The sequence below is a fragment of the Thermoplasmataceae archaeon genome (assembly GCA_038729425.1).
Lineage (GTDB): Archaea > Thermoplasmatota > Thermoplasmata > Thermoplasmatales > Thermoplasmataceae > B-DKE.
In genome coordinates, this window is the sequence record JAVYSB010000004.1 from 113,092 (window position 1) to 137,443 (window position 24,352).

Here is a 24,352-nt window from a genome sequence, read left to right on the forward strand (position 1 = left end):
CAGTCCTCACGGATGAATGCAAACAACTCAAGGTTTAGTCCTTCTGATTGTTCTGGGGAAGGGAATAGCATTCCTTATATTGTCAAGCTTGCAGATCCACATTATAGCCCTGTCTAGCCCAAGCCCGAATCCGGAATGCGGGATACTTCCGTACTTCCTGAGGTCTATATACCAGTAATATTCTTCAGGGTTCAGGTTGAATTCCTGCATTCTTCCAAGTAACTCATTAAGATCCCAGATTCTCTCACTGCCGCCAATTATCTCACCGTATCCTTCAGGGGCCAGAAGGTCATGGCATAACAACTCTCCGGGGTTTTTGGGGTCCAGTCTGAAGTAGAATGTTTTAAGCTCTTTCGGATAGTGAGTAACGAAAACAGGGCGATCAAAATGAACCATAATCTGTTTTTCTTCATCAGATCCAAGGTCGTCTCCATATTTGATTGCCATCCCAAATTGTTGGGCTCTTTCTATCAATTCGGAATATTTCATCCTGAGGAACGGCTGCATCCAGTGCCTCAGGATCTCTGGATCCCTTCCTATTATGCCCAGTTCTTTTGTGTTTACTTCCAGAACACGCTGGATGATGAAATGAATCATTTTCTCCTCAATGTCCATCATCTGGTCATTGTTTATCCAGGCCACCTCTGCTTCTCCGTGCCAGTATTCTGTTAGGTGCCTCCAGGTTCTAGACTTCTCAGCCCTAAAACTGGGAGATATGGTGAATACCTTTTCCAGCCCAAAGATCATTGTCTCAAGATAAAACTGGGCACTCTGGGTCAGGCTCACCTCTGTTCCGAAAAAAGGTACTTTGAAGAGAGTTCCTCCGCCTTCAGTGGCAGTGGATACCATGAAGGGGCATTGCACCTGGTAAAATCCTTCTGAATAGAAAAAATCGGCAAAAGCTTTGAAAACTGTGGATCTTACTTTCATAACAGCGGAAAACTCCTGACTCCTGAGCCAAAGATGCCGGTTGTCAAGCAGAAATTCCTCACCTTTATCCTTCGTGATGGGAAAAACATCGTTTTTCTGGTAAACCGTAAAATCTGAAACATCTATTTCGTAACCTGTGACTGCTCGCTCATCTCTCCTCACTTCTCCGGAAATCTCCAAGCTGCTTTCAATACCAAGGGAAGCAATGATCTTGAATTTTTCTTCACCAAGATTGCTGATACTGGCTACGGTCTGTATAATGCCGCTTGAATCTCTCAAAACAACAAAAGCTATCTTTCCGCTGCTTCTTGTCCTGTATACCCATCCCCTTACAGAAACGGTTTTGCCAACAAAACCACTGGAGAGGATATCACCTATTAAATGCATCGTACGAGGAATAAGGAAGCGGTATTATATTTTTGGAATGTTACTAGTTCTGGTAAAATCTAATGAATATGGATATCTGAAGTCTGCGATGATAAGATTGTCAATAGGCAAAGAGTATTTCTGTTTAAAATTCTCCATGGCCTTTTGAAAAATGGTCATGGCAGTCTGGTATTCTCCCATCTGATATTTGATCATTGATACTGCAAAATAGATCAGGTTCTGTATGTATTTCTTGTATTCTCCAGTGGTTGCTTTCCATAGGGACTCAAGAAGGATGTGAGATTCCCAGTATCTCTCCTCTTCAAAAAGCGCCGATGCAGTATCTAGTATCTGTTCCCTGATAATCACTAACCCGCTGCTACCAAGTTTAGTCACGGTCTCTTCAGGCATGAGCTTTCTGATCAATAGGAGGGCGGAGCTTGACCTGAAAAAAGAAACCACCTTCGATGGTTCCATAGTTTCCAGATCTATTTCGAGGGAATCTGTGTGCCTCCTCACTATTATTTTCCTGGTAAGGTATCCTTCAATTCTCTCAAGGTCCGGTATACTTAATCTGGCGATTAAGAGCAGTATTCTGTGACCTTTTTGGATCAACGACTTGGTATCTGGAACATCCTATTATAAATTGACAATGAGATACTGACCCGATCGTAAGAATATTATTGAACAAATAACTTATCTTCTTGCTTAACTGATCTGGTAGCGAAGGATGATCTGACTATGAAACTAAAAATTAGTGTGAAGAACCTGAAAGAAGTTGCTGACCTGCTCAATACAATCGTTAGCGAAGCTAAATTTTCATTCAAAAAAGATGGGGTTATAATCAAGGCGGTGGACCCTGCTCACGTTGCTATGGTTAGCCTGGAAATCCCGACAGACGTATTCGAAATGTACGAACTGGATCAGGAGGAAGAGATCTCCCTTGATATTGAGCGCCTCAAGTCAATTCTGAAGCTGGCAAATTCTGGGGACGTGATCACTGTGTACAAGGAGAAAGAGCGGCTGAAGTTCGAGATCGGCACAATAATAAAAACACTATCTCTGCTCGATAACAATAGCATAACAACACCACGGGTACCTCAGGTAAGTTCTGAAAGCTACGTAGTGCTTCCAAAATTCGAGCTTGAGAAGGGGCTTAAGGCTGCTGAAGATGTTTCCGATTCCATCAGGCTCACGCTCAGCTCAAACGATTTCAGGGCTAGATCCCTATCAGACACGGAGGAATCTGAAATGGTACTTTCCCGGGAACTCCTCAAGGAAATAAAATGCGAGGAGTCAGTTAAAAGCTCCTATCCACTAGACTATCTCCTCAAGCTCGTGAAGTCGTTGTCCAGCACGGACTCCCTGAAAATGAGTTTCAAGGATGACTACCCCCTCACATTAGATTTCGAGTTTGGCCAACCGGCAAAAGGATCTGTTGGATCTTACATTAAAGGCGTATTTTTGCTGGCGCCAAGAATGGAACAATAAATAAAGCGGGCGCGGGGGGATTCGGACCCCCGTTCTACAGCTTAGGAGGCTGTTGCCATATCCAGACTAGGCCACGCGCCCATGCACGATTAACGGCTTCTAATCCAAAAGCAATTAAAACCGCTCAGTTTCTTTGGGAAATTATCCTGCGCTATAAAATATTTCTTCATACGAGCATACCTCCATTCCAAAAACATGAAATGCACAAATAGCGAATGTGCTCGTCAGCCTCTAAGCGGACTCATTTTGTGCAACAACCCTCGCAGAGGGTTCGATGGCAACATGATCTGAAGACCGGATAGTCAACGATTAATATTCAGTTCCGCATACCAGTGTATGCAGGTAATAGTTGATGGGTGGCAGGCAGGACTTAGGTTTTCGGCAGCCCATTTCATTCCGTCTCATAACAAGTGTTCGAGGTTACATGGTCATGACTACGCAATAATGGTAAGAATATGGGGTGACCCGGTTGACGGGATCGTGGTGGATTACGATGAAGTTTACCGGTACGTCATGAGCGCGATTGCACCCATGGATCATAAGCTTCTGGTTCCAGCCCTGAGTGACGTCATAGGGCATACATGCAGTGGCGGCATCTGTGAGATCAGCTACGGAAACAAGAAATTAACTGTCCCTCAGAGTGATGTCTGTATTTGTAATACCGAGTCTTCGTCAAGTGAAGACCTTTCCAATATGATATCTAAGGATCTGGCAGATAAACTCCGGAAGCTTGGGAACGTAAAGGGCATCGAAATCGGCGTTCAGGAGGGCCCGGGGCAGGGAGCATACTCGGAAGTGATTCTAAACGAGTGAGAGAGCTATATCCCTGCTCTCTGGTGGACTGGATTCCAGCACTGTCCTCGCAATTGCCAAAAGAAAGGGTTACGATGTAACGGCATTGAGCTTCAACTATGGTCAGCGGCATTCCATAGAGATACAGGCTTCAAAGAGGATAGCAGATCATTTTAATGTCAGGCACGTGGTCTTCGAGATGGATTTCAGTAAAATTGGAGGGAGCTCCCTGACTGCGGATATACCGGTAGAAAAGAGGAAGGTTGAAGAAATTGGGAGAGATATTCCCACTTCCTATGTCCCGGCGAGGAACTCTATTTTCCTTGCAATCGCTGCTGCATTTGCTGAAACTGCCGGTGCAGACAGAATCTTCATTGGTGCGAATGCGGTGGATTACTCTGGGTACCCGGACTGCAGGCCAGAATTCTTCGCAGCGTTTGAAAACGCAATCAATCTTGGGACAAAGGTCGGGAATACGGGAAGGATCAGAATTGACGTCCCGCTGCAGTTCCTGTCAAAATCAGAAATCATTTCTATTGGGCACAGTCTTGGGGTTCCCTACGACTTGACCTATTCATGCTACAATGGGGGAGAATTGCCGTGCGGTGAATGTGATTCATGCCTGCTCAGGCTAAAAGGATTCATGGAAGCCGGGATCCCCGATCCCCTGAAATATGAAAAATATCCAGATTTTTACAAAGAATTTTTAAAAAAAATTAAAGGTTAGATTTTTCCTTTCAGGATTTCATCTACCTTGCGGCAACTCTCGTTTACGGACTGGACAGTTTTGTTCCAAAGCACTTTCTCCTCATTGTTGAAATCCATATCATAGATCTCTTCCACACAGTTCTCACCGATTTTGATGGGGACGCCGATAAATAGGTCCTTCGCGCCATAGTGCTTTGCGTGATCTCCCGTTAGGTACGCTGCACACGGGATGACCCTGTTTTTTCCCTTGACAATGGACTCAACCATTGCAACAATCGAAATCCCGGGGGCATAGTAAGCGCTTCCGGTCTTAAGCAGATTAACGATTTCACCGCCGCCAAGTCTGGTTCTCTTTACAATTGCGTCTATTTTGTCCTTGGAAAGCAGATTGCTGATTGGGATACCGGCCACGCTGGAGTATCTGATAAATGGAACCATGTCGTCGCCGTGGCCGCCTATTACAAATGCGTTGACATCCTCCACAGACACTTTGAGTTCTTGTGCCAGGAACGCCTTGAATCTGGCACTGTCTAGGGATCCACCAAGCCCAATTATCCTGGAAGGAGCTATCCCGGTAATCTTCTGCAGAGCATAGGCTATGATGTCGGCAGGGTTTGTTACTACAACAAGTTTGGATCTGGGGGCATATTTCTTTATGTTCTGCCCAACGTCCATCATTATCTCAATATTTTTCTGGAGCAGATCATCACGGCTCATTCCCGGTTTTCTCGCCAGTCCGGCGGTGATCACAACAACGTCCGATCCTTCAAGATTTTTGTAATTTTCTTTGTTTATAGTCGTATAGCCTGATACCAGACTGTCCGATTTCCAGTGTGGTCCACCTTCCAGTATGTCCAGTGATTTTCCCTCTGGAACTCCATCCACCACATCAAACAGATAGACATCTCCTATTTCCTTCAGAGCCAGTATCTGTGCAACCGTGGCGCCAACATTTCCTGCGCCTATTACAGAAATCTTCGGTCTTGCCATGTAGGATGAAGCGGTTAAGGGTAAAAATACTTTGAGTATATCAGATTTTATTGGATTTAAATTAAGGCTGTCGAATTTGACCTGGAATAATCTCATAGAGAAAAAAATGTGGCATGGAAAGTTGTGGTGGAAAGAATGGAAACGACAATCATCCTCCCTTATTCTTTGTCGAAGTTTCGGTTAGATTCATTGAATTTTCCTAGCAATCAATCATTGCCCTCATTATGGGAGAAAAATCTCTTGATAAAAGGGTATATATCTAACCAATAAATTACGTTCAGGTTTGAATAAGGATAAGACTAAACAAAATCCTTATACACGATAAGAATGATAGTTAGAAAGGTGAAGAAATGGCACAGCAGAAACCACACATAAACTTAGTCACAATTGGGCATGTCGATCATGGAAAATCAACACTCGTAGGCAGATTGCTTTTTGAGCATGGGGAAGTTCCTGCCCATATTATTGATCAGTATAGAAAGGAAGCCACCGAAAAGGGGAAGGCGACGTTTGAGTTCGCATGGGTTATGGACAGGCTGAAAGAGGAGAGAGAAAGGGGAGTTACCATTGATCTGAACCATAAAAAGTTCGAGACTGACAAGTACTATTTTACACTGATAGACGCTCCAGGACACAGGGACTTTGTTAAGAACATGATTACCGGTACAAGCCAGGCCGATGCCGCAATGCTCGTTGTTTCCAGCAGAGACGGTGAAGGCGTCATGTCCCAGACTAGAGAGCATGCTTTCCTTGCGAGAACGCTTGGTGTGCAGCAGCTCATTGTGCTTGCAAACAAGATGGATGTTACTCAGCCGCCATACAGCGAGCAGAGATACAAGCAGGTAAAAGCTGACATAGAGAAGCTGCTTGGGTCCATCGGGTTCAAGAATGTTCCTATCATCCCTATTAGCGGTTACAAGGGTGATAATATCCTGAAGCCTTCAGAGAACCTTAAATGGTACAACGGCCCGACTCTTCTTCAAGCACTGGATTCATTGAAGGTCCCGGAAAAGCCGACCAACAAGCCACTTAGACTCCCAGTGCAGGATATTTACTCGATCACCGGTATCGGTACTGTACCAGTAGGAAGAATAGAAACTGGAATATTGAAAGTTGGAGACAAGGTCGTTTTCCAGCCAGCTGATAAACAGGGTGAGGTCAAATCCATTGAAATGCATCATGAGAACATGACGCAGGCAGAACCTGGAGACAACGTTGGTTTTAACGTAAGGGGAATCGCGAAGAATGATGTTAAGAGGGGAGATGTATGCGGGTCACAGTCCTCGCCACCTACGGTAGTGAAGGGCTTTACAGCACAGATCGTCGTTCTGAACCATCCTAGCGTAATTGCAGTTGGGTATAAACCGGTATTCCACGTACACACTTCACAGGTTGCTTGCCGTATTGAGGAAATTGTCAAGACACTTAACCCTAAGGACGGTACGACCCTGAAGGAGAAACCCGACTTCATAAAGACGGGAGACATCGCAATCGTGAAAATTATTCCGGACAGACCTCTCGTTATTGAGAAGGTGTCTGAATTCCCGCAACTCGGGAGATTCGCTGTCAGGGACATGGGTCAAACTGTGGCCGCTGGCCAGTGTATAGATGTTGAAGTCAAATAAGGTGAAACAGTTGGCATCATACAAAGCTAGAATCTCATTGAGCGGAACCGAACATGGAATAGTAGATGTTGTCTGTGACGAGATTAAGGGAATTGCGAAGAGAACTGGTGTTGAGGTTCATGGACCAGTTCCATTGCCTACAAAGAGACTCGTTGTACCAGTGAGAAAGAGCCCTGATGGGGAAGGTTCTCCCACGTGGGACAGATGGGAAATGAGGGTACACAAGAGGCTCATCGACGTTGACGCGGACGAAAGAACACTCAGGCAGTTGATGAGGATACCTATTCCCGATGGGGTCCAGATAGAGATTCAAATAAAGAGTTAAGTTATTTTTAACTTCTCACATCTTATATATTACTCTTTTATTACGTTTTTAACGTTGAATGGTGTTAATTTATGGGTCGAAAAGAAGACAATATTGCAAAAGCGATGGCTTTAATTGAGAACCCGGATAGAATAAGAAATATTGGGATAGCAGCACACATTGATCATGGAAAGACAACATTAAGTGACAATCTTATAGCCGGCGCAGGAATGATGAGTGAGGAACTGGCCGGAAAGCAGTTAATGCTTGATTTTGATGAGCAGGAGCAGGCGAGAGGAATTACAATTAATGCCGCTACGGCTTCAATGGTTCATGTTTTCAATGGGGAGGATTATTTGATTAACCTTATCGATACTCCTGGTCACGTAGACTTTGGGGGCGACGTCACAAGGGCCATGAGGGCCGTGGACGGTGCCATCGTTGTTGTGGACTCTGTGGAGGGTGTTATGCCTCAAACCGAGACTGTTATTAGACAGGCACTGAGGGAAAGGGTTAAACCCGTCCTGTTTATAAACAAAGTTGATAGACTCATAAACGAACTCAAGCTCAATGCAGAAGAAATGCAGAAGAGGTTTGTCAAAATTATTACTGATGTCAACAGACTTCTTAATAAGTATTCAACTGAGAGATTCAAGCAGGCCTGGCAGGTTAATGTTCAGGAAGGAAGAGTTGCTTTCGGGTCTGCATTCAATAATTGGGCAATTTCCGTTCCAGCCATGGCTAGGACGAAGATAAGTTTCAAGGAGATAGTCGAATATGTAAGAGCTGGAAAGCAGAAGGAACTAGCAAAACTGGCCCCGCTCCATCAGATTATACTAAATATGGTTATCAGACATCTTCCAAACCCCCGGGAGGCTCAGGGATACAGGGTTGAGCAGATATGGAAAGGAGACCTTGATTCTGAAATCGGTAAGTCGATGGTGACCTGTGATCACACGGGCAAGGTATCCATGATGATAACCAAGATCATAATTGATCCGCATGCTGGTGAAATCGCCGTCGGGCGTGTTTTTAGCGGCACAGTCAGGAAAGGCAGCGAACTTTACATCAACGGCGCCGGATCAACAAAGTACAAAGTTCAATTACTTTCAATGATGGTGGGGCCGGACCGTATACCAGTGGACGAAATTGCTGCAGGGAACATCGCGGCTGTCGTCGGACTGAAAGGAGCAATTGCGGGTTCCACTGTTTCGTCCCAGCCTGACATGGATCCATTCGAGCCGATGGTCCATTATTCAGATCCGGTAGTAACGCTGGCCATCGAGGCAAAACATACTCAGGATCTACCAAAGTTAATTGAGGTTCTCAGGAATGTGTCAAAGGCCGATCCCTCCATACAGATAGATATTAATCAAGAAACGGGTGAACACCTTATCTCTGGGATGGGAGAACTGCACCTTGAGGTTACGATGTACAGGATAAAGAACGACTATAAGGTGGAGGTTGAAACCTCAGAACCCCTTGTAGTTTACAGGGAGACTGTGGAGAGAAAGGGAGGTCCATTCGAGGGTAAGTCTCCGAACAAGCATAACAGGTTCTATTTCACGGTCGAGCCTCTCGAAGAAGCCGTTATTCAGCTCATCAAGGATAATGTGCTTCCACAGGGCACCAAGTTCAAGGACAAGAAAACCATAATCGACCTGTTGCAGAAAGCAGGTTTTTCCAGGGAAGAAGCCAGAGGTTTAGAAGCTGTGGAAGGATTCAATGTACTCACAGATGTTACCAAGGGTATCCAGTATCTTGATGAGACCTTTGAACTTCTGATCGAGGCGTTCAACGAGGTCATAAGCAGGGGACCGCTTGCAAATGAAAGGGTAACTGGGATCAAGGCATGTCTGGTTGACGCAAAGCTTCATGAAGATAGCATTCACAGGGGACCAGCCCAGGTAATCCCTGCGGGTAGAAACTCGCTGAACGGTGCAATGTGCCAGGCTAACCGTATCCTGATGGAGCCGGTGCAGAAAGTCTACATAAACGTTCCAATAGAAATTATGGGATCAGTTACCAATGAAATTCAGCAGAGACGCGGCGTGGTAATGGAGATGAATCAGGAAGGGGACGACATGGTTGTTATTGCCAATGTGCCAGTTGCTGGTATGTTCGGATTTGCCTCAGCCATTCGGAGCGCCACTGGAGGAAAAGTCCTTTGGAACTCTGAAAATGCTGGGTACCAGAGAGTTCCCATTGAGTTGCAGAAGGAAGTTGTGGCAAAGATCAGGGAAAGAAAGGGTCTGAAACCAGAACCCTATGACGCGAACTACTACTCTCAACTCTAAATTTATTCAACCACACTGAAATAGTTTTTAGTTTTCTTCTTTTTTATATAATACTTTTAGTTTTCGCCCTAATTTTAGGTAGCGCCAGCATAAAGTGACAGGAATGAGTTGCACTTTTGGCATTCATTCCGTCTCAACTTTCTTAAGGGTCCTTCCAATAGCCTTAAGAGCACCAATTACGGCTGTCATGCCGGACGCTACCTCTTCATCTTTCAATAAAGACAGCAGTCTGAACAGCGAAAGTGGCTGGGGGTTCTTTGCTCCATCTACCATGGATTCGCTCACATCCTCGAGATTATAAAGCAAACTCTGGAGAGTGTCGGAGGTTGTTTCCCTAGATAGCGCGTATGACAGTCCGCTCAAGGTCCCTACGGTCTTCTTTAGAAGGATTATCAGTTCCTTGGACGAAATTATGGAGATCAGTGCCTCAATGTCCCCCGGTGAAAACTCCTCAAGAAACCTATTCATTGCAGAAAGGGTGCCAGGGTCAGTGATCTTCTGCAGAGTGCCAAGAGCATTTCGAATTAACTTCTTGTTTCCAAGAATCTGCTTCAGATAAGGTTCCAGGTCTATGTCGCTTAAATTTTCAATTTCTTTATCTTCCATGGTAATCACCTCAAAGTACTCCTCTGATTGCGGCCGAGAAGTATGTCTCTGTTGACGTCATATTCACGATATAATCCGTGAAGCTACCGTAAGAGGCTAGGACTGGTCTGCTGTAATTGGAGAAAACCGTGACAGATCTCTGCTTACCCACCAGGACGGAGGAAACTAATGACCCATCATAACGGGCTTCGTAGTAGGATCCGGAGATCCTGTGGGCAATGATCTTTGCAAGGTAGGCTGCCTGGTTAAGAGAAGCGCCAAGGCACTTTGACACTTTGAGATCAGTACATTCGCCTATGGCGAAGATACTTTCCTGTCCAAGTACATTCAGCCGATCAGGGTCTACAGCAACAAATCCATCCTTTGACGATATTTTGGAGGCAGTCAGAACTTTTTCTGGTTTAAACGGGGGGGAAAGAATAAGTAAATCATATTTAATAGCCTTTCCGTCCACAGCCTGAAGTTCTTTATTCTTCGAACTAATTCCATTTACCTCGAAATCACGATAAATTTCAAATCCCAAGGACTCTAGCTCTTTATCAAAAGCCAATGTGACGGAATCACCGCCCTCTGAAACAAAACTGAATTTTGTATTTGCAACAAATCCTCTCTCTGCAGCGAGTTCTCTGAACAGAAAAGCAAATTCATACATCAGGAATTTGTCAATCCTGGTGCCCGGAGAGTTTGCTATCACAACATTGCCGCCATTGAATTTGTTTATTGTTTCGCGAAGATCAATCGTACCAGCAAGGTCTTGAAAGTTCATAGCTTCACCAACGTAACCTGGAACACCTTCCGGGAAAGGTCTACCTCCAAGCGCAATCACCAGATAATCAAAATCATACGCCTTGCCGGATTTTACAGATACATTCTTATTGGCAGTGTCAATGGCGACAGCTTCATCTGAAATATAACTGATCCCGTAGTTAATCAAGAATTTCGTTTTTTTCACGCTTTTCCTGTAGTTTTTCAACCCAAAAACTATCTGTGGGCCATCTTCCTTGAGAAAGTGATCGGGGGTGTTCCCTATGATTACAATTTCCACTTCTCTCTCATCTGTAAGCATTCTGACTTTGTTAGCCAGTGAGATTCCTGAAGCACCGTCACCTATGACTATCAACCTTTTCCTAATAACCAACTGCTATCATCCTCGAGATAATATTACATCTTTCCTAAGATTCTTTTCCTTACAGTATCAATTACCCATAATCTGCTTCAATGGTTATGGTGGTAGAAGGATCGACTATCTGAACCCCTTGAATATCAAGTATTCATCAAGAATGTCTTGTAATTCTACCATTAGGCTTTCCTTGATACCTTTATTCATTAAATTGCTTTCGGCGATCTTCGCGCTTATCACTATCGCATTGCTGTGTACAGCCATATAAAGATCGTAAAGCTCAATGTTCAGGGCAGAGTACTTAGTCTGGAGTGAAGAAAGCTCTGCACTGAGGTTTCTGTGGTCATAGTACAGGCTTAACAATTCATTAATATCACTTTCGTATCTCTCATAATTCTCTAGTATTGCAGTAATTGTACTCATTTCCTCTCCCTTGAAAATTTCTCTCAGAGCAGTAATCTTCGTCTGATCGATCAATTATCCCTTCAGCTCCCTGATAATCTGTTTTGACTTTTCAAGATCTCTAAGAAGTTGTTCTCTTCGGAGGGTGTTATGTTCCACAATCGGCCTCATGTCCGCAATATCCCGCAAAATCTCAGATTTAATTGCCTTCAAGTAGGCAATTTCTCTTTGAATTCGCTCTGAGACAGGATCGCTCATGTTTTCATTTGCTAAATCTCCAAGGGTATTTGTACTTTCTGAAAACATTAGGGTGTGGTGATCCGTATTCCGGCGGGAAAATTATAATATGTACCGATCTATCATGAGCGAGGTCATTATGAGCGATATGCTTGCTGAGGTTGAAATCTCAAAGGATGGGGAAGTTTACTATGCAAAGATCACTCTGCCGACAGGAGAGGTCATTACGCTTGAAAACGAAGATTTTGAGGAGGTTCTTGAACAGGTTGCCAATGATCTTCAGGACCGCTTTAGTACGTAAGCGGGGATGGCCCAGTGGTACGGCGGCAGCCTGCTAAGCTGTTTCTCTATGAGAGCGAGGGTTCGAATCCCTCTCCCCGCGCGTTGTATTTTTTCAGCGAATCTTTCAGTTTTAATATTAAAACGTCCTTTCTTTATATACTCAAACTTATTTCCCACGACCCTGTAATCGAACATCGGAAGCCCTGTAAAGAAGCCACAAGATCAATGCAAAAGCGCCCAAACCGAAAAGAAAAGGTAAAATCATAATCTCTTCGCCTCTTTCTGCATTTCTCTTCCTTGATTATTTTCCTCATAATTCAAAGGATTCATACGATACTCCTCTTCTTCAATCTCTTCCGGGTCTCTTCTTTTGACCTCTTGACTTCCTAATCCCTTCGGTCTTTTTTACCTGAATTCTTTTCCCACGTTGCTATACTGTCCACTCCCCTGAGCAATATATCAAAGTCATCAGGATAGAGGAAATGCCTCTAAAGGCTGTCTGTCTGTTCGCTGTGGACCTTGCTCAGGACCTTCGCAATAACATTGAATTGCACGGATATCTTGTCCTTGAAGAACATCTCGTATTCCTCTTTCCTTTTTTCCTTTTCATCACCTATTTCCTGCTGTGGAATGTCAACCACCGGATTCCTCATGTGGGAAAGAATGGCCATGATATCCTTCTGGATTGACTCCAGCTCGGACAGGTTGACCCGTGTCCTATTCATCTGTTTGTCGCCATTTTCTGCTGCATGCTTGACTGCATTCCTGATTGATTCCACGATGCCTGGAAGAGTTGTGATCGCCCTGAATTCATTCATCTTCTTAAAAATCAATCAAGCTGAAAACGATGAAGCTGGTTTTGGTAAACTAAATATTTCAGGCAATATTGTTCCTCTATTCGATATATGACATTATCTAATTTGGCAGACGTCGCCGTGAGACAGATTCACATACATTTATATACTACTATCTACATATTACTGCAACATGACTGAAATGGAAGAAGTCGCGGAAAAGTCTGATAAGAAATTGAGACCCGCCTAAACACTTGGGACCTCCTCTTTTTGAGTCTGGGAGGGATCATAGGTTCTGGCTGGTTGTTTGCTGCCTACAGTGCGTCTTCGATAGCCGGACCTGCAGCCATACTTTCATGGATTATAGGCGGGGTGATAGTGCTCATCATAGCCATGAACTATGCGGAACTTGGGGCTATGATACCTAGGTCCGGTGCTATTGTGAGATACGGACAGTATTCACACGGGAACATGGCTGGATATTTTATGGCGTGGGCTTATTTTCTGTCCGCAGTGTCTGTTCCTGCTATAGAAGCTGAGGCCGTAATTGAATACGCAAACCCGTATATTTCTGGTGGAACGCTCCTTTACAATAATGTAGTTCTACAACCAATAGGCATATTCTTCGCAGCATTGCTAATGGTACTTTTCTTTTTCCTGAATTACTGGGGAATTAGAGTAATGGGAAAAACAAACTCTGGTATGACATGGTGGAAAATGATCCTACCTTTGATAACTATATTGCTTCTTATAACGGTAAGATTCAATATTGCAAACTTCTTTACTATTCAGACGGGCACCACTGGATCTGGATTCATGCCTTACGGCTTCGCTCCTGTAATGGCGGCAGTTGCCACATCTGGAATTGTATTCTCTTTCCTGGGCTTCAGGCAGGGTCTGGATTATGGCGGCGAAACAAAAACTCCTCAGAAGTCCATACCTATTGCGACAATCGGTTCGGTGCTTATCGGATTGCTTATCTATGTGTTGCTTCAGGTCGCGTTCGTTGGGGCAATTAATTTCACCAATCTTGGGATACCGCAGGGTGCGTGGGGCTCACTTTCATCCCTATCAAGTAGCACCCTATATCCGCAAATTGGCTATCTCAATTCTGCTCCGTTCGCATCCATAGCGTCATCAGTCGGTCTGGTCATGCTGACCTATGTGCTGTTTGCTGACGCATATGTATCGCCGAGCGGTACGCTCAGCGTGTACCTGGGCACATCAATGAGAACTCTTTACGGAACTGCAACGCTTGGGTATTTGCCAAAATCGCTGATAAAAGTGGATGAAAAGAGAAGAATTCCTGTATTGCCGTTAGTAATATCGCTGATTGTGGGAATTATATTCTTTGCTCCATTTCCGAGCTGGTATAAGCTGGTAGGATTCATAACCAGCGCCACTGTCTTCACTTATCTGATAGGCGGGCCTGCTCTAAGATCGCTGCGAAGAAACGCCAAAGATCTCAAGAGGCCGTTTAACCTTCCAGGGTCTGCCATACTGGCTCCACTGGCATTCATAGGAGCATCTCTCATTGTTTACTGGTCTGGATGGCCACTGGTAGGAGAGCTTGCGATTGCCATATACCTTGGTCTCATAGTATATGCTGTATTCTATTTCACGAAGAAGAAGGACGATATTTCTAGGAAAGGCATTCACTCGTCTAAGTTCATCAAAGCTGGGCTATGGGTCCCTGTGTACATACTTGTGCTTTCACTGGAATCGTTCCTGGGAGAAACGGCTTACGGTGGATATAATTATGTTCCGTATCCGTATGATATACTGATGGTGATAGTTGTGGCAATAGCCTTCTACTTCTGGGCAGAGCACAGTGGAATAAGGACAGAGGAAATCCAGGAAATCGTTACTCTTGATTCACAGTATCTTCAGCCTGAGGATGAACCTTTCAAAACTGGTGGAGGGGAGTAAGATGAATAAATATGTTACCGGGGCTTTGATTGGTATTGCCATAGGTGTGGTTGGGCTTGGTCTGCTAATTTATCAGACACTGATTACACCCCCTATTCCGAATTATGGGCTGAATGTATCAGAAATTCCGCCAGCTGGAATCCTGTACGCATTGATTTTCGCGGTGGGAGTAATAGTTGCCATAGCCATGGCCAGCCTCAACTCTCCGACAAGGCCAAACAAGAAATAAACCAAATTATTTTTTTTTAATTTTTCCCAATTCCTCTTTTTAATTTTTTTTCGAAAACGAACTATTGCGATTATAGAAGACGCAAACTTCACAAAGTTTTCAACGACGTAAATAGTTTATTTACCATTATTTTTGTTCATTCTAGTAACAAGAACTCTTATGGGCAGGAAATTTAGATTCAGTTCAAGCGATTCAGAAGGTCCAACAATAATTCCAATCGAAATTCCACTTCTTCTTGCTAATTGACGAAGTATGTGGAAAAGAACGTATGAAGCCAGCTTATGTGAAAACTTTTATCTAAAGATTTCTATGTATCGAACGCTTCGAAAAATAGTGCCACGGAGAATAAAGTTATACAAGGCAAACGAGAGAAGCAAATAGTTATGGTTCCAATCGTGAACGAGTCAAAAAAACTCTTATAATAATTTTAAATTACTCACCGTGGAAGAGTTTTCATCGGAAACATCCGATTATCTTAAGAAAAAGTTTGATCAATGGAAAAAGAGCGACGGAACAGTTGGAAAACACGTGGGTGTCTTGGGGGCAAGAAATAGATTGGCTATAGAGTTTCGCAAGGATTTTGAGAGTGCTCTTCAGCCTGTATGCAGAGATCTAAAGTCATTGGGGTATGACCAGTCTAGGAATGGAATTTTAAGACTTCTCGGTGAAGGTCTAAATTCCAGCCTTCCATTCCTTGGTGATGCTGATATAGTACTTGGCGCCCTTATCGATTCCTGCTCACTTAGAAAGCGGAAAGGTAGAATAGAGAGGTGGTAGCGGAAGCGTTTTCTATTGATTCATGAATACCATTCATAGGAATCTGGTCGTGAAAACATGGTTAAATCAGGGCCTACTGCAAAACAGATTGAATATATTGAAAGGCTAATAAATGAGGATACAGCGAGGAACGATGTAATCGTGGCATACCTGAATACCCAGAAAGCTTCAGATATAAAGGATCTTTCCGTAAAGTCAGCTTCTGAACTCATTGATCGGCTGAGAGGGATGAACCCTAAAAATAATACGGTCGCAGTAAATGTCACACGACCCGCATCCCCTAAACAGATATCGTATATTGAAAGCCTTCAGAGAAGTGAAGAATCAAGATCGTATGTGAGCGATTTTCTTCAAAGGGCAAGGAAGAAATCCTTGGCCGAGATCGATTCAAGTGAGGCTTCGGATCTAATTGATTATCTAAAGCCTCTAAGCGGAACAGAGAAGCGTGATTACGGGGATGTACCCGCGACAGAGAAGCAGCTTAAGTTCATCCGGCATCTGCAAAAATCATCGCCAGCAAAGAATGAGGTGGAAAGTGCACTTAAGAGACTTAGGAAAAAAAGCATCGAAGAGTTGGCGGTCAATGAAGCCAGTGATCTTATTACGGCATTGAGAGTTTTAAAATGACGCTGGCTTCAAAATAGTTTGGTTTTCCCTCATTGCTTGGACGTTGAGTTCGATCTGGCCGGCCCAGTCTCCCTCTTGTTCCAGATGATGGTCATGAAACCACCGATTATTCCTATTATAGAGCCTGCGATTAGTCCTCCGGAGGTACCATACCAACTTCCTAGAGAAAGCAGAATTATAATGGTTCCAAGTATCATGTGTTTCCCTGGATAAAACAGCAAAAGCACGGACGAAACTATGATGCCTGCACCCCAGCCAATTCCTATCAGTCCAAAATAGTAAAAACCCAGAAACACGAGATATACCCCAACGGAAAGAACCACCAGGCCCGCAACTAGTGATACCAGTGAGGAATCCAGAATTGATTTTTCAACCCTCGGCATTATCTGCAGATGTAAACCAGGATAATAAAGAATAACTTCCCCCCAAATGAGGGGCCCTCCTTAGAGGGCTGAGGTGTCTACTGCAGCGTTATAGATTTCGAGTTGAACGCAACCGGTGCGTTAAAGTCGATCAGAGCCGGAGTCCCCGCCTCTGGCGTAATCTGTCCAGAGACCTGCATTCCCTGAGTTATGTTTGTCCCGAAAGCATTGGTGACATTCAGGGCAATGATAGCCTGATCATCTCCGGATATTGTGGGGAAATTCGCGGTAAGTCTTCCAGTCGGGTTGAAGTATGCAATCACCCCGAAATTTGTGGCATCATGCTTCGCGCTAGAGAGGTTGCTCCATATCCCTAGGCCAAACAGGTTAACAGTTCCGCTCTGCGACACGTCATTGAAGAGGGAACTGTTGTAGACTAGCACTGAAGTATCACCATTGATCGATAGACTTATACTGACATTACCCAGGTTTACCGATGAGGCGCCGGATAGCGGTGCAACAAATATAGCAAGGAACTTAACTCCCCCAGCCGCTGGTGGATTTGCACTGTCATACCCTATTATCTGCTTAACTGCAATTCCTCCTGAAACCTGGTCGATTGTCGTGGTGCCCGTTTGGGTGGCCTTAAGCTCCAGGACCGATACTGTGTGAAGCAGAACAGTTGCAGCAACTGCTGCTACCAGGACCATTGCTATGAATATAATCAGAACTCCGATACCTGTTTCGGATTTGACATCCGACTTAAGGCTGAAATATTTCCTGAGTAACTTTTTTAAAGTCACCAAGGTTTTACTCATGTTCATTAGCACTCCTTTACTTTGTCTGGTACTAGTGTATATGACTAGGTTTGTATTTAAACAAAAAACGTTAAGAATGCGAAATTTTTCGTGATAACACACCTCAAGGGGTTAAAGTTTCCCATACATATGTTCAGATGTATGATGGTGACCTAGAGTGTATATGTGAACTGGCAAAAAACCGTTTTATCTCTTTTCTAGAATGGCATCTGAAGGTAATGTTAAGTACAGATGACAAGAGATTCATACTGCAGAGCGTTGAAGGAGGCTATAAGGTAAGAGATCTGGCAAGGATGTTCTCCGTCACGCCAAGAAGGATACAGCAGATTATCAGGGAAGGCAATTCCGCCACCGGAGAAAGGAGAAAGGAATCTATCATGCCTGAAAGTACAGCAAAGGAAATTGAGGATCTCTGGAATTCGTACAAGATAGGATCAAGAACCATTTTTTACCTGCTAAAGAGCAAGGGAAGGGACATCTCATATTATCAGATATACAATTACATGAGAAGCCGTAACATGATCCGTAATCGCAGGCCGGGCACCACCCAAGGGCGTGAAATGTCCCTTGAACCACCTTTCAACACACTCTTCATGGACTATCACCAGAGCAGTATGGACTCACCATATGCCCTCATATGCATTGACATGTCCACAAGGAAGGTTCTTTCTCTTATTGAATCCCGGAAGATAACTAAGGAACTGGTTGAATCTACGGTGAATTCAATAGCTTCCATGGTGGACAAAAACAGGCTCAAAATCAATCGCCTAATTCTTAGGGATGGAGTCCTGAGCGTTCTGTATGGAGCTACGGACCTTAAATATACTATACAGAAAGTCGGTGTGGATAATGTCGAAACCGACAGATCCGGAAGCAAATTCCATCTTTCCCTCTCAAGATTCTGGCAGAACTACGATAGATTCAGGTGGACATTCAGCAAGCCCGAGAGTTTTGTATTCTGGTACAATAACAGGCCAATAATGAGATTCGAGAATAAGGTTACCACCCCTGAGCAGATCATGGAGCAGTACCTCGTTGAGAGGAAACCGCCTCTTAATATACAAAGGAAGTCTTGATATCTTTACGAAACGGCAATAGTTTCTCGCTCTATCTTTCTTTTTAATCATCTTCACGCGCAGGGGAAGAGAGTGAGATGCAGGCCTCGTGAACTTCCCGGCAGATATCGGTTACAGACTTTTCAACGCCAAAAATCCGGAAATAAAGGTCACGGTCAGGAATGATCGCTTTATTCGATTCGCTTTCATAATCCACAATGAACATAAGTTTGCCTCTGGATGAAAACTTGAGGATCAATTCCTCCATTCCCTTTCCCATTATGTCCAGTGATCTCCTTGTAAGGATCACAAAGTTGGTATCCGCTGAGATTGAATCTATTTCATGAATCAACGCATCAGTTCCCCTGCTATCTCCGTCTACAAGAACTCTCCTGACCAAGAGACCGGTCTTCCATATGTTGTACGCAAGCCCATACATGGAAAACTCTTCTTCGATGACAAGTATCTTTACTTCCCGGTCAGCGACCCGGTTAAAAGGTTTCCATACTATGCCTTCAGGGGTGCTGAAGCTGATAAAGCTTGACCCGTAAACTTTAGCCAGGGTTTCGCTCGTAAATATCTTCGAAGGGTAGCCCTGATCAACTACCTTGCCATCTCTTAGCAGTATCACGCGGTTGCAGATTCGGCGGAGTATGTTCAGATCGTGTATAACGACTATGACAGTTTTCCCAAGTTTCTTTAGGTCAGTTATGAGATCCAGTATCCGGATTTCCTTATCGACATCCAGAAAAGTGGTTGGTTCGTCAAGCATAATTATATCCGTACCTTGATATAGAGCTCCTGCAATCATCACAAGGCGTCTTTCTCCGCCACTTAAAGCTTCGAACTTGCGTACACCCAGGTGTTCGATGCCGCAGAGCCTCAGTGATTCCGCGATCCTGCCTCTATCAGGTCGAGTATCATACCTGGACATGGATACTATGTCCTCAACTGTAAAATTCATCGGCGTGGGCGTTTCTTGTTGAACAACGGATATGGATCGCGCCACTCTGGTACTTTTCATCTGCCTGAGATCTTCTCCGTCTATTAGCACAGCCCCTTGAAGGGGTCTGAGATATCCGTACAGAATCTTGAGAAGAGTGGACTTTCCCGAACCGTTGGGGCCGCCTATACCGGTGATGCCACCTTCTTCTATAAAGAGGTTGTCAACATTCAGCCTGAATGACTGATTTAGGTACTCAAGGTCTTTGGCTTCAATTTTCATAGTTGCCACTTGCCATCCTCCGGAGCAGGTATAGAAAGAACGGTATCCCTATCATTCCTGTCACTATGCCCACTGGTATCACTTCTCCCCTCAATAGCGTGTTAGCAATGTCATTGGCGATTAAAAGATATAGCCCCCCAAGTAGTGCGGAAGCAGGAACTACAATCCGGTTGGATCCACCGAAAAGAAGCCTACATATGTGAGGGATCAGCAAACCCACAAATCCAATAAGGCCGCTGATGGATACCGCAGCAGAGACACTGAGCGTGACAAGAGCGAGAAGGATGCCCTTTGTTTTCTCAACCGGGACTCCAATAGAATGTGCATAGGCTTCCCCAAGTTGGAAAGCATTAAGTTGGCCGCTCATGGCCCACTCTGCTATGAATGCTAATAACATCACAATTGCCACTGGACCCAACTCACTCCAGGTTATTCCCTGAAAAGAACCCATAAGCCAGAAAAAGGCGGTTCCAGCAAGTTTTATGTTAGAGTAAATCAGCAAACCAACAATCGAGGAAATGAAAAAAGACACCGAGATACCGGTCAAGAGGAGGAATGTTGGTGGGGTTTTCCCTTCACGGAATGAGAAAATATACACGATGAATACTACAATCAGTGAAAAAATGAATGCCATAGCTTGTATTGAGAAGAGCCCGAAAATAGTTATTGAAAGCACTATGGCTGAAACTGCTCCAAGTGCAGCTCCACTTGATATGCCTATAATGTAGGGCTCGGTGATGGGATTCCTGAAGATGCTCTGAACCACTGCGCCCCCAGTTCCCAAAGTTGCTCCAACCACCAGCGCGCCAAGAACCTCCGGTTCACGCAGGTAAACAACGATGATATCCGTGGTCTGTGATATGTTCAGGTGAAACATTCCACCTATAAATGGAATTTGTGACACAAAGACCTTAAGTACTTCCAGAGGGGAGATTTTTACTGGTCCGATCATAGTGGAGTAAACGGTGAAAAAAATGGTTAATAGGAGTATGATAAAAAGCCATATCGTACTGGTGATTTTATTCCTAGCTAGCAATCTCCCCCTCAGCCTTTTGTTAGAATCCATGTTTGATCAGATACCGCTCCCTGGTTGATATTGAAGGCTGACTGGAAACTGAGGAATATTAGAAACATTGAAGTTCTGTGGATATACCTGTGAGATCATCCAACCTATAGCGTATATCACCCTGAAGTCAGGTTCGCTGAACACGTCATCATTGTAGAGTGTGAATACCTTTCCGTTTGTTACGGCAGATGTACTGTCGAAGGGCTCTCCGCTGATATAACTGCCGTTCACGTACTCGTCAAGAAAAATCACCTGGGGATCGGCAACCGTGATGTTTTCTAGAGATTCCTGATAATAACCGGTTCCATTTGCAATGTTAACAAGGTGCGCTATTGAGAAGAACTGGTTTATGAATGTCCCCTCCCCAGCCGTCCAGACACCAGGTGCACTCAAGTAATAAAATGCTTTAAGGTAGCTGGTAACATTCGCCAGATGAGTGGAAAAAACGGTCATTGAGCTCTGCATCCATGTGCTCACATTTGTCGCGTTAGCTGAGTTTCCCGTAATCTGCCCAAGTTCAATGGTTTCGTTCTCTATCTGCTGCACACTGTTAGGCGACATCAGAAGGAATGGAATGTGAAAGGTATTTGCAATCGTATTTTCCTGATTCGAAGCGAAATATCCATCCCCGGGGGCTATTACCAGCTGTGGTCTTGCATATGCTATGAGTTCATCATTTATAGCATAACCGGAATCGTAGGTCATTACGGTCACATTTAAGTTCGGTGGGTAATCAGAAAAGGCATCCACCCCAACAACCTTCCCAATGGAACCAATTCCATAGAGCGTGCTTGTTATGGAAGGAGCAAGTGATACAATTCTATTTATGGGGGCGCTGAAGCTGAATGTATTGCCTGTGTAATTGGCTGGCCTTATAAGGTAGCTGTTTGACAGGTTCAGGTCTATGGTCTGCCTTGTGCCGTTTGCCGATACAACAGATATGTACTGTATACCATCGGATTGCTGTTTACCATAGACAAAAGTGTATACTGCTATGCCGGATACGACTAACACGCCAGCAACAACTATTGTCATGATATATTTCTGCGTTGTGTTCATCTATTCACCTAAAGTTTGCTTACTAAAAGTGAAGTAATTTTTACATATAATAGTTTCGCATACATCTAAAATCGGAAAAGTATTTTATCACGACTAAGAATATGGTCAGGCTGAACTTGGCCGGGAAGTTAGGCGCTTCCTGTTACCCGAAGTCTATAGGCGGGGGCGACAGCCAGGGAAGATCAACCGGACTTCTGTCGGGCTCTATGGAACCGGGGAAGTTCTGTCCCTTTGGATCGAAGGACCTGTGGGGAAGACTCAAAGGAGACTGCCCTGCGTGCTTACCAGAATACTCCGCCAGGTCCGGAAGGGAGCAACGGTATTCTGGACTCTTGATGCTAAAGGGGTGCGGGACTGAGGCGATATAGGGGGCACCCGACAGGACATTCGGCCCGACTCTGGCGCGTTCAGCATTATCTTTCAACGAGGGAAAGATGTCGAAGATAATTCAGGATCCCATAAATGGTCCGGTAAAGGTTAGTGGGCTTTTTGAGGAGCTCATCGATTCCCCTGAATTTCAGAGACTGAGGTACGTGAAGCAACTGGGCCTTACAAACCTTGTTTTTCCAGGGGCAAATCATACCAGGTTTGAACATTCCCTCGGTACATATTACATAGCGGAACTAATGGCTGACTTCTTCAATGTCAGGGAGAAAGATCTGCTGCTTTCATCGGCATTGCTGCACGATATAGGCCACCCGGCAATGAGTCACAGCCTCGAGAATTTCTTCAGGGATAGGTATGGAAAAGATCATCAGGACGTAGGTGGACAGATTATCTCTGGGGCTGGGAATTACAGATCGAGTTCTATACCGAACATCCTGGAAAAGTATTCCGTTGATCCTCAACTGGTATCAGAGATCGTCCGTGTAGGGAGCAAGGAATTCCCATTGATATCAACACTCATCAGCGGAAGCATAGACGCAGACGAGCTGGACTACCTCAGGCGAGACGCATTCTCGACGGGTGTTGCCATAGGCCTAATAGATCATATGAGAATTTTAAACACAATAAGGGTCGAAAATCAGGATATCTACGTGGAGGAAAAAGGTATCCCTTCGGTCGAATCTCTATTGATCTCCAGAGTCTTAATGTATAATTCTGTATACTTCCATAAAACTTGCAGAATTGCCCAGAATATGATGGTCTCTGCAATGTCGGTTTCAGAGGATATGCCGGGTGATCCTTTCATGATGAATGACTGGGAACTGATCGCTTTCCTGAAAACTCAGAGAAATTCCAGAAAAGTGATGGCAGACATTTTGGACAGAAGACTCCTGAAACCAGTAATTCAGGTTAATTACACAAAGGAAATGACAGAAACCATAAGAGAAAGTTTGCGGGAATTCAATGACAGCGAGGTGTTTATTGATATTATTCCGCCATTAAGTTTTTCAGGAAAAGGTAGATCGAAAAGCGAGGTCAAGGCAATGCGAGGCGGCAAGGTTGGGCAACTTGAGTTATTTTCGCCCTTGGTCAGGTCGCTCAATGAGACTCTTGAAAGCAGGAGTATTGTCGTATCGGCAAGAAAAGATGTATTTCACAGAGTAAATGATCTCCTTCACTCGCTGGTCTGAAGTCTCTTCACCATCCTGTATGCTCCCCTGCTCAGATTCTCCTTGAGTTTATAGTACCTCTCCATATGCTCTGCTATTTTATACCCGTTGCTCTGATAGAATTTTATCGCCTTTTCATTGGTATCTCTGACTTCCAGTATGGATGTTTTTCCGCCGCGTGAGATCATTTGGCGCTCCATCTCCCGGATGAGCATTCTTCCAATACCCTTGTTCTGGCTGGTTGGATCGACGGCAATGCTCTCGAGATCGAATGAACCATCCCCAAGTGGAAGAACAACGGCATAGCCAACGATACTCTTTTCCTCCTCAGCGATTATATTAAAACTTCCGGGAGCTGTAAATATCTTCTTCAACATACGCTTCGAATAAGGCCCAACCTTGAAAGTTTGATTTTCAAGTTTTTTAATTTCCGAGAGATCATCCTTTTTGAAAGTCCTGAGTATCAAGTGACGCTGTAACGCATATCCTTTTAAAGCCTTTTAAGATGGGATTGCACTGACTCAATTATGAGTAATTACCCAAAACTTTATTACATTTGCGGGAATGATAGAAAGAATGTGGTACAATGGAAAATGCACTTAAAGATCTTGCCTCCGGTAAACCCATACTCATCTTTGATGCCGAGAACAGGGAACGCGAAACCGATATCGTTTTTCCGTCTCAGTATGTCACCCCTGAAGTTGT

At 44.3% G+C, this 24,352-nt stretch carries 27 protein-coding genes, 2 tRNA genes and 1 other RNA gene; 15 read left to right on the forward strand and 15 right to left on the reverse strand.

Annotated elements, in window-relative coordinates:
- Positions 1-27: 27 nt before the first annotated feature.
- Entirely contained in the window at positions 28-1,317 is a 1,290-nt protein-coding gene (asnS, locus tag QW597_05235) for an asparagine--tRNA ligase (GenBank protein ID MEM0155987.1), read from the reverse strand.
- Between the two features lie 24 nt (positions 1,318-1,341).
- On the reverse strand, positions 1,342-1,911 hold the full coding sequence (locus QW597_05240) for a DUF309 domain-containing protein (GenBank protein MEM0155988.1): 570 nt from the start codon (positions 1,909-1,911) through the stop codon (positions 1,342-1,344).
- A gap of 126 nt (positions 1,912-2,037) precedes the next feature.
- On the opposite strand from QW597_05240, the gene QW597_05245 reads away from it, so the two are divergent.
- Positions 2,038-2,787, forward strand: coding sequence for a DNA polymerase sliding clamp (locus QW597_05245; GenBank protein ID MEM0155989.1), 750 nt, complete (start codon positions 2,038-2,040; stop codon positions 2,785-2,787).
- Between the two features lie 6 nt (positions 2,788-2,793).
- Here the strand turns inward: QW597_05245 and QW597_05250 are convergent.
- Positions 2,794-2,868, reverse strand: a tRNA-Arg gene (locus QW597_05250).
- A 255-nt stretch (positions 2,869-3,123) separates the two neighbouring features.
- Between QW597_05250 and QW597_05255 the strand changes: the two genes are divergently transcribed.
- Together QW597_05255 and queC are read left to right on the forward strand one after the other, a co-directional pair.
- On the forward strand, positions 3,124-3,600 hold the full coding sequence (locus tag QW597_05255) for a 6-carboxytetrahydropterin synthase (protein ID MEM0155990.1): 477 nt from the start codon (positions 3,124-3,126) through the stop codon (positions 3,598-3,600).
- Positions 3,601-3,613: 13 nt separating this feature from the next.
- Positions 3,614-4,306 carry a 7-cyano-7-deazaguanine synthase QueC gene (gene queC, locus QW597_05260; GenBank protein ID MEM0155991.1) on the forward strand — a complete coding sequence of 231 codons (693 nt, stop codon included), beginning with the start codon at positions 3,614-3,616 and terminating at the stop codon, positions 4,304-4,306.
- Here the strand turns inward: queC and mdh are convergent.
- Positions 4,303-5,277 (reverse strand): malate dehydrogenase, encoded by a 975-nt coding sequence (gene mdh, locus QW597_05265; GenBank protein MEM0155992.1) that lies wholly within the window; start codon positions 5,275-5,277, stop codon positions 4,303-4,305. The genes queC and mdh overlap by 4 nt on opposite strands.
- Before the next feature lie 350 nt (positions 5,278-5,627).
- Here mdh and tuf point away from each other — a divergent pair, with 350 nt between their 5' ends.
- The 3 genes from tuf (at position 5,628) to QW597_05280 (ending at position 9,503) form a co-directional block, all read left to right on the forward strand.
- Positions 5,628-6,902, forward strand: a complete 1,275-nt coding sequence (gene tuf / locus QW597_05270; protein ID MEM0155993.1) for a translation elongation factor EF-1 subunit alpha — start codon at positions 5,628-5,630, stop codon at positions 6,900-6,902.
- 10 nt (positions 6,903-6,912) lie between these two features.
- A complete protein-coding gene (rpsJ, locus tag QW597_05275) occupies positions 6,913-7,227 on the forward strand; it encodes a 30S ribosomal protein S10 (protein ID MEM0155994.1) in 315 nt (104 codons plus the stop codon).
- A gap of 71 nt (positions 7,228-7,298) precedes the next feature.
- Positions 7,299-9,503: an elongation factor EF-2 gene (locus QW597_05280; GenBank protein MEM0155995.1), complete on the forward strand. Its 2,205-nt coding sequence runs from the start codon at positions 7,299-7,301 to the stop codon at positions 9,501-9,503.
- A gap of 123 nt (positions 9,504-9,626) precedes the next feature.
- Here the strand turns inward: QW597_05280 and QW597_05285 are convergent, their stop codons facing one another.
- From QW597_05285 to QW597_05300, 4 genes are all read right to left on the reverse strand, one after another.
- Positions 9,627-10,109: a DUF1641 domain-containing protein gene (locus QW597_05285; protein ID MEM0155996.1), complete on the reverse strand. Its 483-nt coding sequence runs from the start codon at positions 10,107-10,109 to the stop codon at positions 9,627-9,629.
- A gap of 10 nt (positions 10,110-10,119) precedes the next feature.
- The gene (locus QW597_05290) at positions 10,120-11,247 is read right to left on the reverse strand and encodes an FAD-dependent oxidoreductase (GenBank protein MEM0155997.1); all 1,128 of its coding nucleotides are present in this window, start codon (positions 11,245-11,247) and stop codon (positions 10,120-10,122) included.
- A 105-nt stretch (positions 11,248-11,352) separates the two neighbouring features.
- Positions 11,353-11,706, reverse strand: coding sequence for a hypothetical protein (locus QW597_05295; GenBank protein ID MEM0155998.1), 354 nt, complete (start codon positions 11,704-11,706; stop codon positions 11,353-11,355).
- On the reverse strand, positions 11,707-11,937 hold the full coding sequence (locus QW597_05300) for a hypothetical protein (protein MEM0155999.1): 231 nt from the start codon (positions 11,935-11,937) through the stop codon (positions 11,707-11,709).
- Between the two features lie 55 nt (positions 11,938-11,992).
- On the opposite strand from QW597_05300, the gene QW597_05305 reads away from it, so the two are divergent.
- Entirely contained in the window at positions 11,993-12,169 is a 177-nt protein-coding gene (locus QW597_05305) for a hypothetical protein (protein MEM0156000.1), read from the forward strand.
- Positions 12,170-12,250: transfer RNA gene (locus QW597_05310), tRNA-Ser, on the forward strand.
- A 388-nt stretch (positions 12,251-12,638) separates the two neighbouring features.
- On the opposite strand, the gene QW597_05315 is transcribed toward QW597_05310, so the two are convergent.
- Positions 12,639-12,968: a hypothetical protein gene (locus QW597_05315; GenBank protein MEM0156001.1), complete on the reverse strand. Its 330-nt coding sequence runs from the start codon at positions 12,966-12,968 to the stop codon at positions 12,639-12,641.
- Between the two features lie 246 nt (positions 12,969-13,214).
- Here QW597_05315 and QW597_05320 point away from each other — a divergent pair, with 246 nt between their 5' ends.
- From QW597_05320 to QW597_05335, 4 genes are all read left to right on the forward strand, one after another.
- Positions 13,215-14,873 carry an APC family permease gene (locus QW597_05320; GenBank protein ID MEM0156002.1) on the forward strand — a complete coding sequence of 553 codons (1,659 nt, stop codon included), beginning with the start codon at positions 13,215-13,217 and terminating at the stop codon, positions 14,871-14,873.
- Between the two features lies 1 nt (position 14,874).
- Complete coding sequence (locus QW597_05325) at positions 14,875-15,102, forward strand: hypothetical protein (protein MEM0156003.1); 228 nt, start codon at positions 14,875-14,877, stop codon at positions 15,100-15,102.
- A gap of 441 nt (positions 15,103-15,543) precedes the next feature.
- On the forward strand, positions 15,544-15,879 hold the full coding sequence (locus QW597_05330; GenBank protein MEM0156004.1) for a hypothetical protein: 336 nt from the start codon (positions 15,544-15,546) through the stop codon (positions 15,877-15,879).
- 57 nt (positions 15,880-15,936) lie between these two features.
- Positions 15,937-16,506, forward strand: a complete 570-nt coding sequence (locus QW597_05335) for a hypothetical protein (GenBank protein MEM0156005.1) — start codon at positions 15,937-15,939, stop codon at positions 16,504-16,506.
- 29 nt (positions 16,507-16,535) lie between these two features.
- Here the strand turns inward: QW597_05335 and QW597_05340 are convergent, their stop codons facing one another.
- Together QW597_05340 and QW597_05345 are read right to left on the reverse strand one after the other, a co-directional pair.
- The gene (locus QW597_05340; GenBank protein MEM0156006.1) at positions 16,536-16,889 is read right to left on the reverse strand and encodes a DUF6114 domain-containing protein; all 354 of its coding nucleotides are present in this window, start codon (positions 16,887-16,889) and stop codon (positions 16,536-16,538) included.
- Between the two features lie 77 nt (positions 16,890-16,966).
- Positions 16,967-17,686, reverse strand: coding sequence for a flagellin (locus QW597_05345; protein ID MEM0156007.1), 720 nt, complete (start codon positions 17,684-17,686; stop codon positions 16,967-16,969).
- 218 nt (positions 17,687-17,904) lie between these two features.
- Between QW597_05345 and QW597_05350 the strand changes: the two genes are divergently transcribed.
- Positions 17,905-18,762, forward strand: a complete 858-nt coding sequence (locus tag QW597_05350) for an IS481 family transposase (GenBank protein MEM0156008.1) — start codon at positions 17,905-17,907, stop codon at positions 18,760-18,762.
- A gap of 43 nt (positions 18,763-18,805) precedes the next feature.
- Here the strand turns inward: QW597_05350 and QW597_05355 are convergent, their stop codons facing one another.
- From QW597_05355 to QW597_05365, 3 genes are read right to left on the reverse strand one after another with little or no spacing between them, the layout of a single operon-like run.
- Complete coding sequence (locus tag QW597_05355; GenBank protein ID MEM0156009.1) at positions 18,806-19,966, reverse strand: ABC transporter ATP-binding protein; 1,161 nt, start codon at positions 19,964-19,966, stop codon at positions 18,806-18,808.
- Entirely contained in the window at positions 19,956-21,032 is a 1,077-nt protein-coding gene (locus tag QW597_05360) for an iron chelate uptake ABC transporter family permease subunit (protein ID MEM0156010.1), read from the reverse strand. Before QW597_05360 ends, QW597_05355 begins: the two co-directional genes overlap by 11 nt.
- A gap of 6 nt (positions 21,033-21,038) precedes the next feature.
- A complete protein-coding gene (locus QW597_05365) occupies positions 21,039-22,091 on the reverse strand; it encodes an ABC transporter substrate-binding protein (GenBank protein MEM0156011.1) in 1,053 nt (350 codons plus the stop codon).
- Between the two features lie 108 nt (positions 22,092-22,199).
- Between QW597_05365 and ffs the strand changes: the two genes are divergently transcribed.
- Both ffs and QW597_05375 read left to right on the forward strand, forming a co-directional pair.
- An RNA gene (gene ffs / locus QW597_05370) (signal recognition particle sRNA) lies at positions 22,200-22,504 on the forward strand.
- 21 nt (positions 22,505-22,525) lie between these two features.
- Positions 22,526-23,668 (forward strand): HD domain-containing protein, encoded by a 1,143-nt coding sequence (locus tag QW597_05375; GenBank protein MEM0156012.1) that lies wholly within the window; start codon positions 22,526-22,528, stop codon positions 23,666-23,668.
- On the opposite strand, the gene QW597_05380 is transcribed toward QW597_05375, so the two are convergent.
- The gene (locus QW597_05380; GenBank protein MEM0156013.1) at positions 23,653-24,114 is read right to left on the reverse strand and encodes an N-acetyltransferase; all 462 of its coding nucleotides are present in this window, start codon (positions 24,112-24,114) and stop codon (positions 23,653-23,655) included. The two genes, QW597_05375 and QW597_05380, sit on opposite strands and share 16 nt — an antisense overlap.
- Positions 24,115-24,352: the final 238 nt, after the last annotated feature.

Excerpts from the sequence above, each read along its gene's own strand:
- QW597_05365 (MEM0156011.1), bottom strand. The coding sequence starts at position 22,091 with ATGAACACAACGCAGAAATATATCATGACAATAGTTGTTGCTGGCGTG.
- QW597_05345 (MEM0156007.1), bottom strand. The coding sequence starts at position 17,686 with ATGAGTAAAACCTTGGTGACTTTAAAAAAGTTACTCAGGAAATATTTC.
- QW597_05350 (MEM0156008.1), top strand. The coding sequence starts at position 17,905 with ATGTTAAGTACAGATGACAAGAGATTCATACTGCAGAGCGTTGAAGGA.
- QW597_05325 (MEM0156003.1), top strand. The coding sequence starts at position 14,875 with ATGAATAAATATGTTACCGGGGCTTTGATTGGTATTGCCATAGGTGTG.
- asnS (MEM0155987.1), bottom strand. The coding sequence starts at position 1,317 with ATGCATTTAATAGGTGATATCCTCTCCAGTGGTTTTGTTGGCAAAACC.
- mdh (MEM0155992.1), bottom strand. The coding sequence starts at position 5,277 with ATGGCAAGACCGAAGATTTCTGTAATAGGCGCAGGAAATGTTGGCGCC.
- QW597_05355 (MEM0156009.1), bottom strand. The coding sequence starts at position 19,966 with ATGAAAATTGAAGCCAAAGACCTTGAGTACCTAAATCAGTCATTCAGG.
- tuf (MEM0155993.1), top strand. The coding sequence starts at position 5,628 with ATGGCACAGCAGAAACCACACATAAACTTAGTCACAATTGGGCATGTC.
- QW597_05245 (MEM0155989.1), top strand. The coding sequence starts at position 2,038 with ATGAAACTAAAAATTAGTGTGAAGAACCTGAAAGAAGTTGCTGACCTG.
- QW597_05360 (MEM0156010.1), bottom strand. The coding sequence starts at position 21,032 with ATGGATTCTAACAAAAGGCTGAGGGGGAGATTGCTAGCTAGGAATAAA.
- QW597_05280 (MEM0155995.1), top strand. The coding sequence starts at position 7,299 with ATGGGTCGAAAAGAAGACAATATTGCAAAAGCGATGGCTTTAATTGAG.
- QW597_05285 (MEM0155996.1), bottom strand. The coding sequence starts at position 10,109 with ATGGAAGATAAAGAAATTGAAAATTTAAGCGACATAGACCTGGAACCT.
- QW597_05335 (MEM0156005.1), top strand. The coding sequence starts at position 15,937 with ATGGTTAAATCAGGGCCTACTGCAAAACAGATTGAATATATTGAAAGG.
- QW597_05300 (MEM0155999.1), bottom strand. The coding sequence starts at position 11,937 with ATGTTTTCAGAAAGTACAAATACCCTTGGAGATTTAGCAAATGAAAAC.
- QW597_05340 (MEM0156006.1), bottom strand. The coding sequence starts at position 16,889 with ATGCCGAGGGTTGAAAAATCAATTCTGGATTCCTCACTGGTATCACTA.
- QW597_05315 (MEM0156001.1), bottom strand. The coding sequence starts at position 12,968 with ATGAATGAATTCAGGGCGATCACAACTCTTCCAGGCATCGTGGAATCA.
- QW597_05375 (MEM0156012.1), top strand. The coding sequence starts at position 22,526 with ATGTCGAAGATAATTCAGGATCCCATAAATGGTCCGGTAAAGGTTAGT.
- QW597_05255 (MEM0155990.1), top strand. The coding sequence starts at position 3,124 with ATGCAGGTAATAGTTGATGGGTGGCAGGCAGGACTTAGGTTTTCGGCA.
- QW597_05305 (MEM0156000.1), top strand. The coding sequence starts at position 11,993 with ATGAGCGAGGTCATTATGAGCGATATGCTTGCTGAGGTTGAAATCTCA.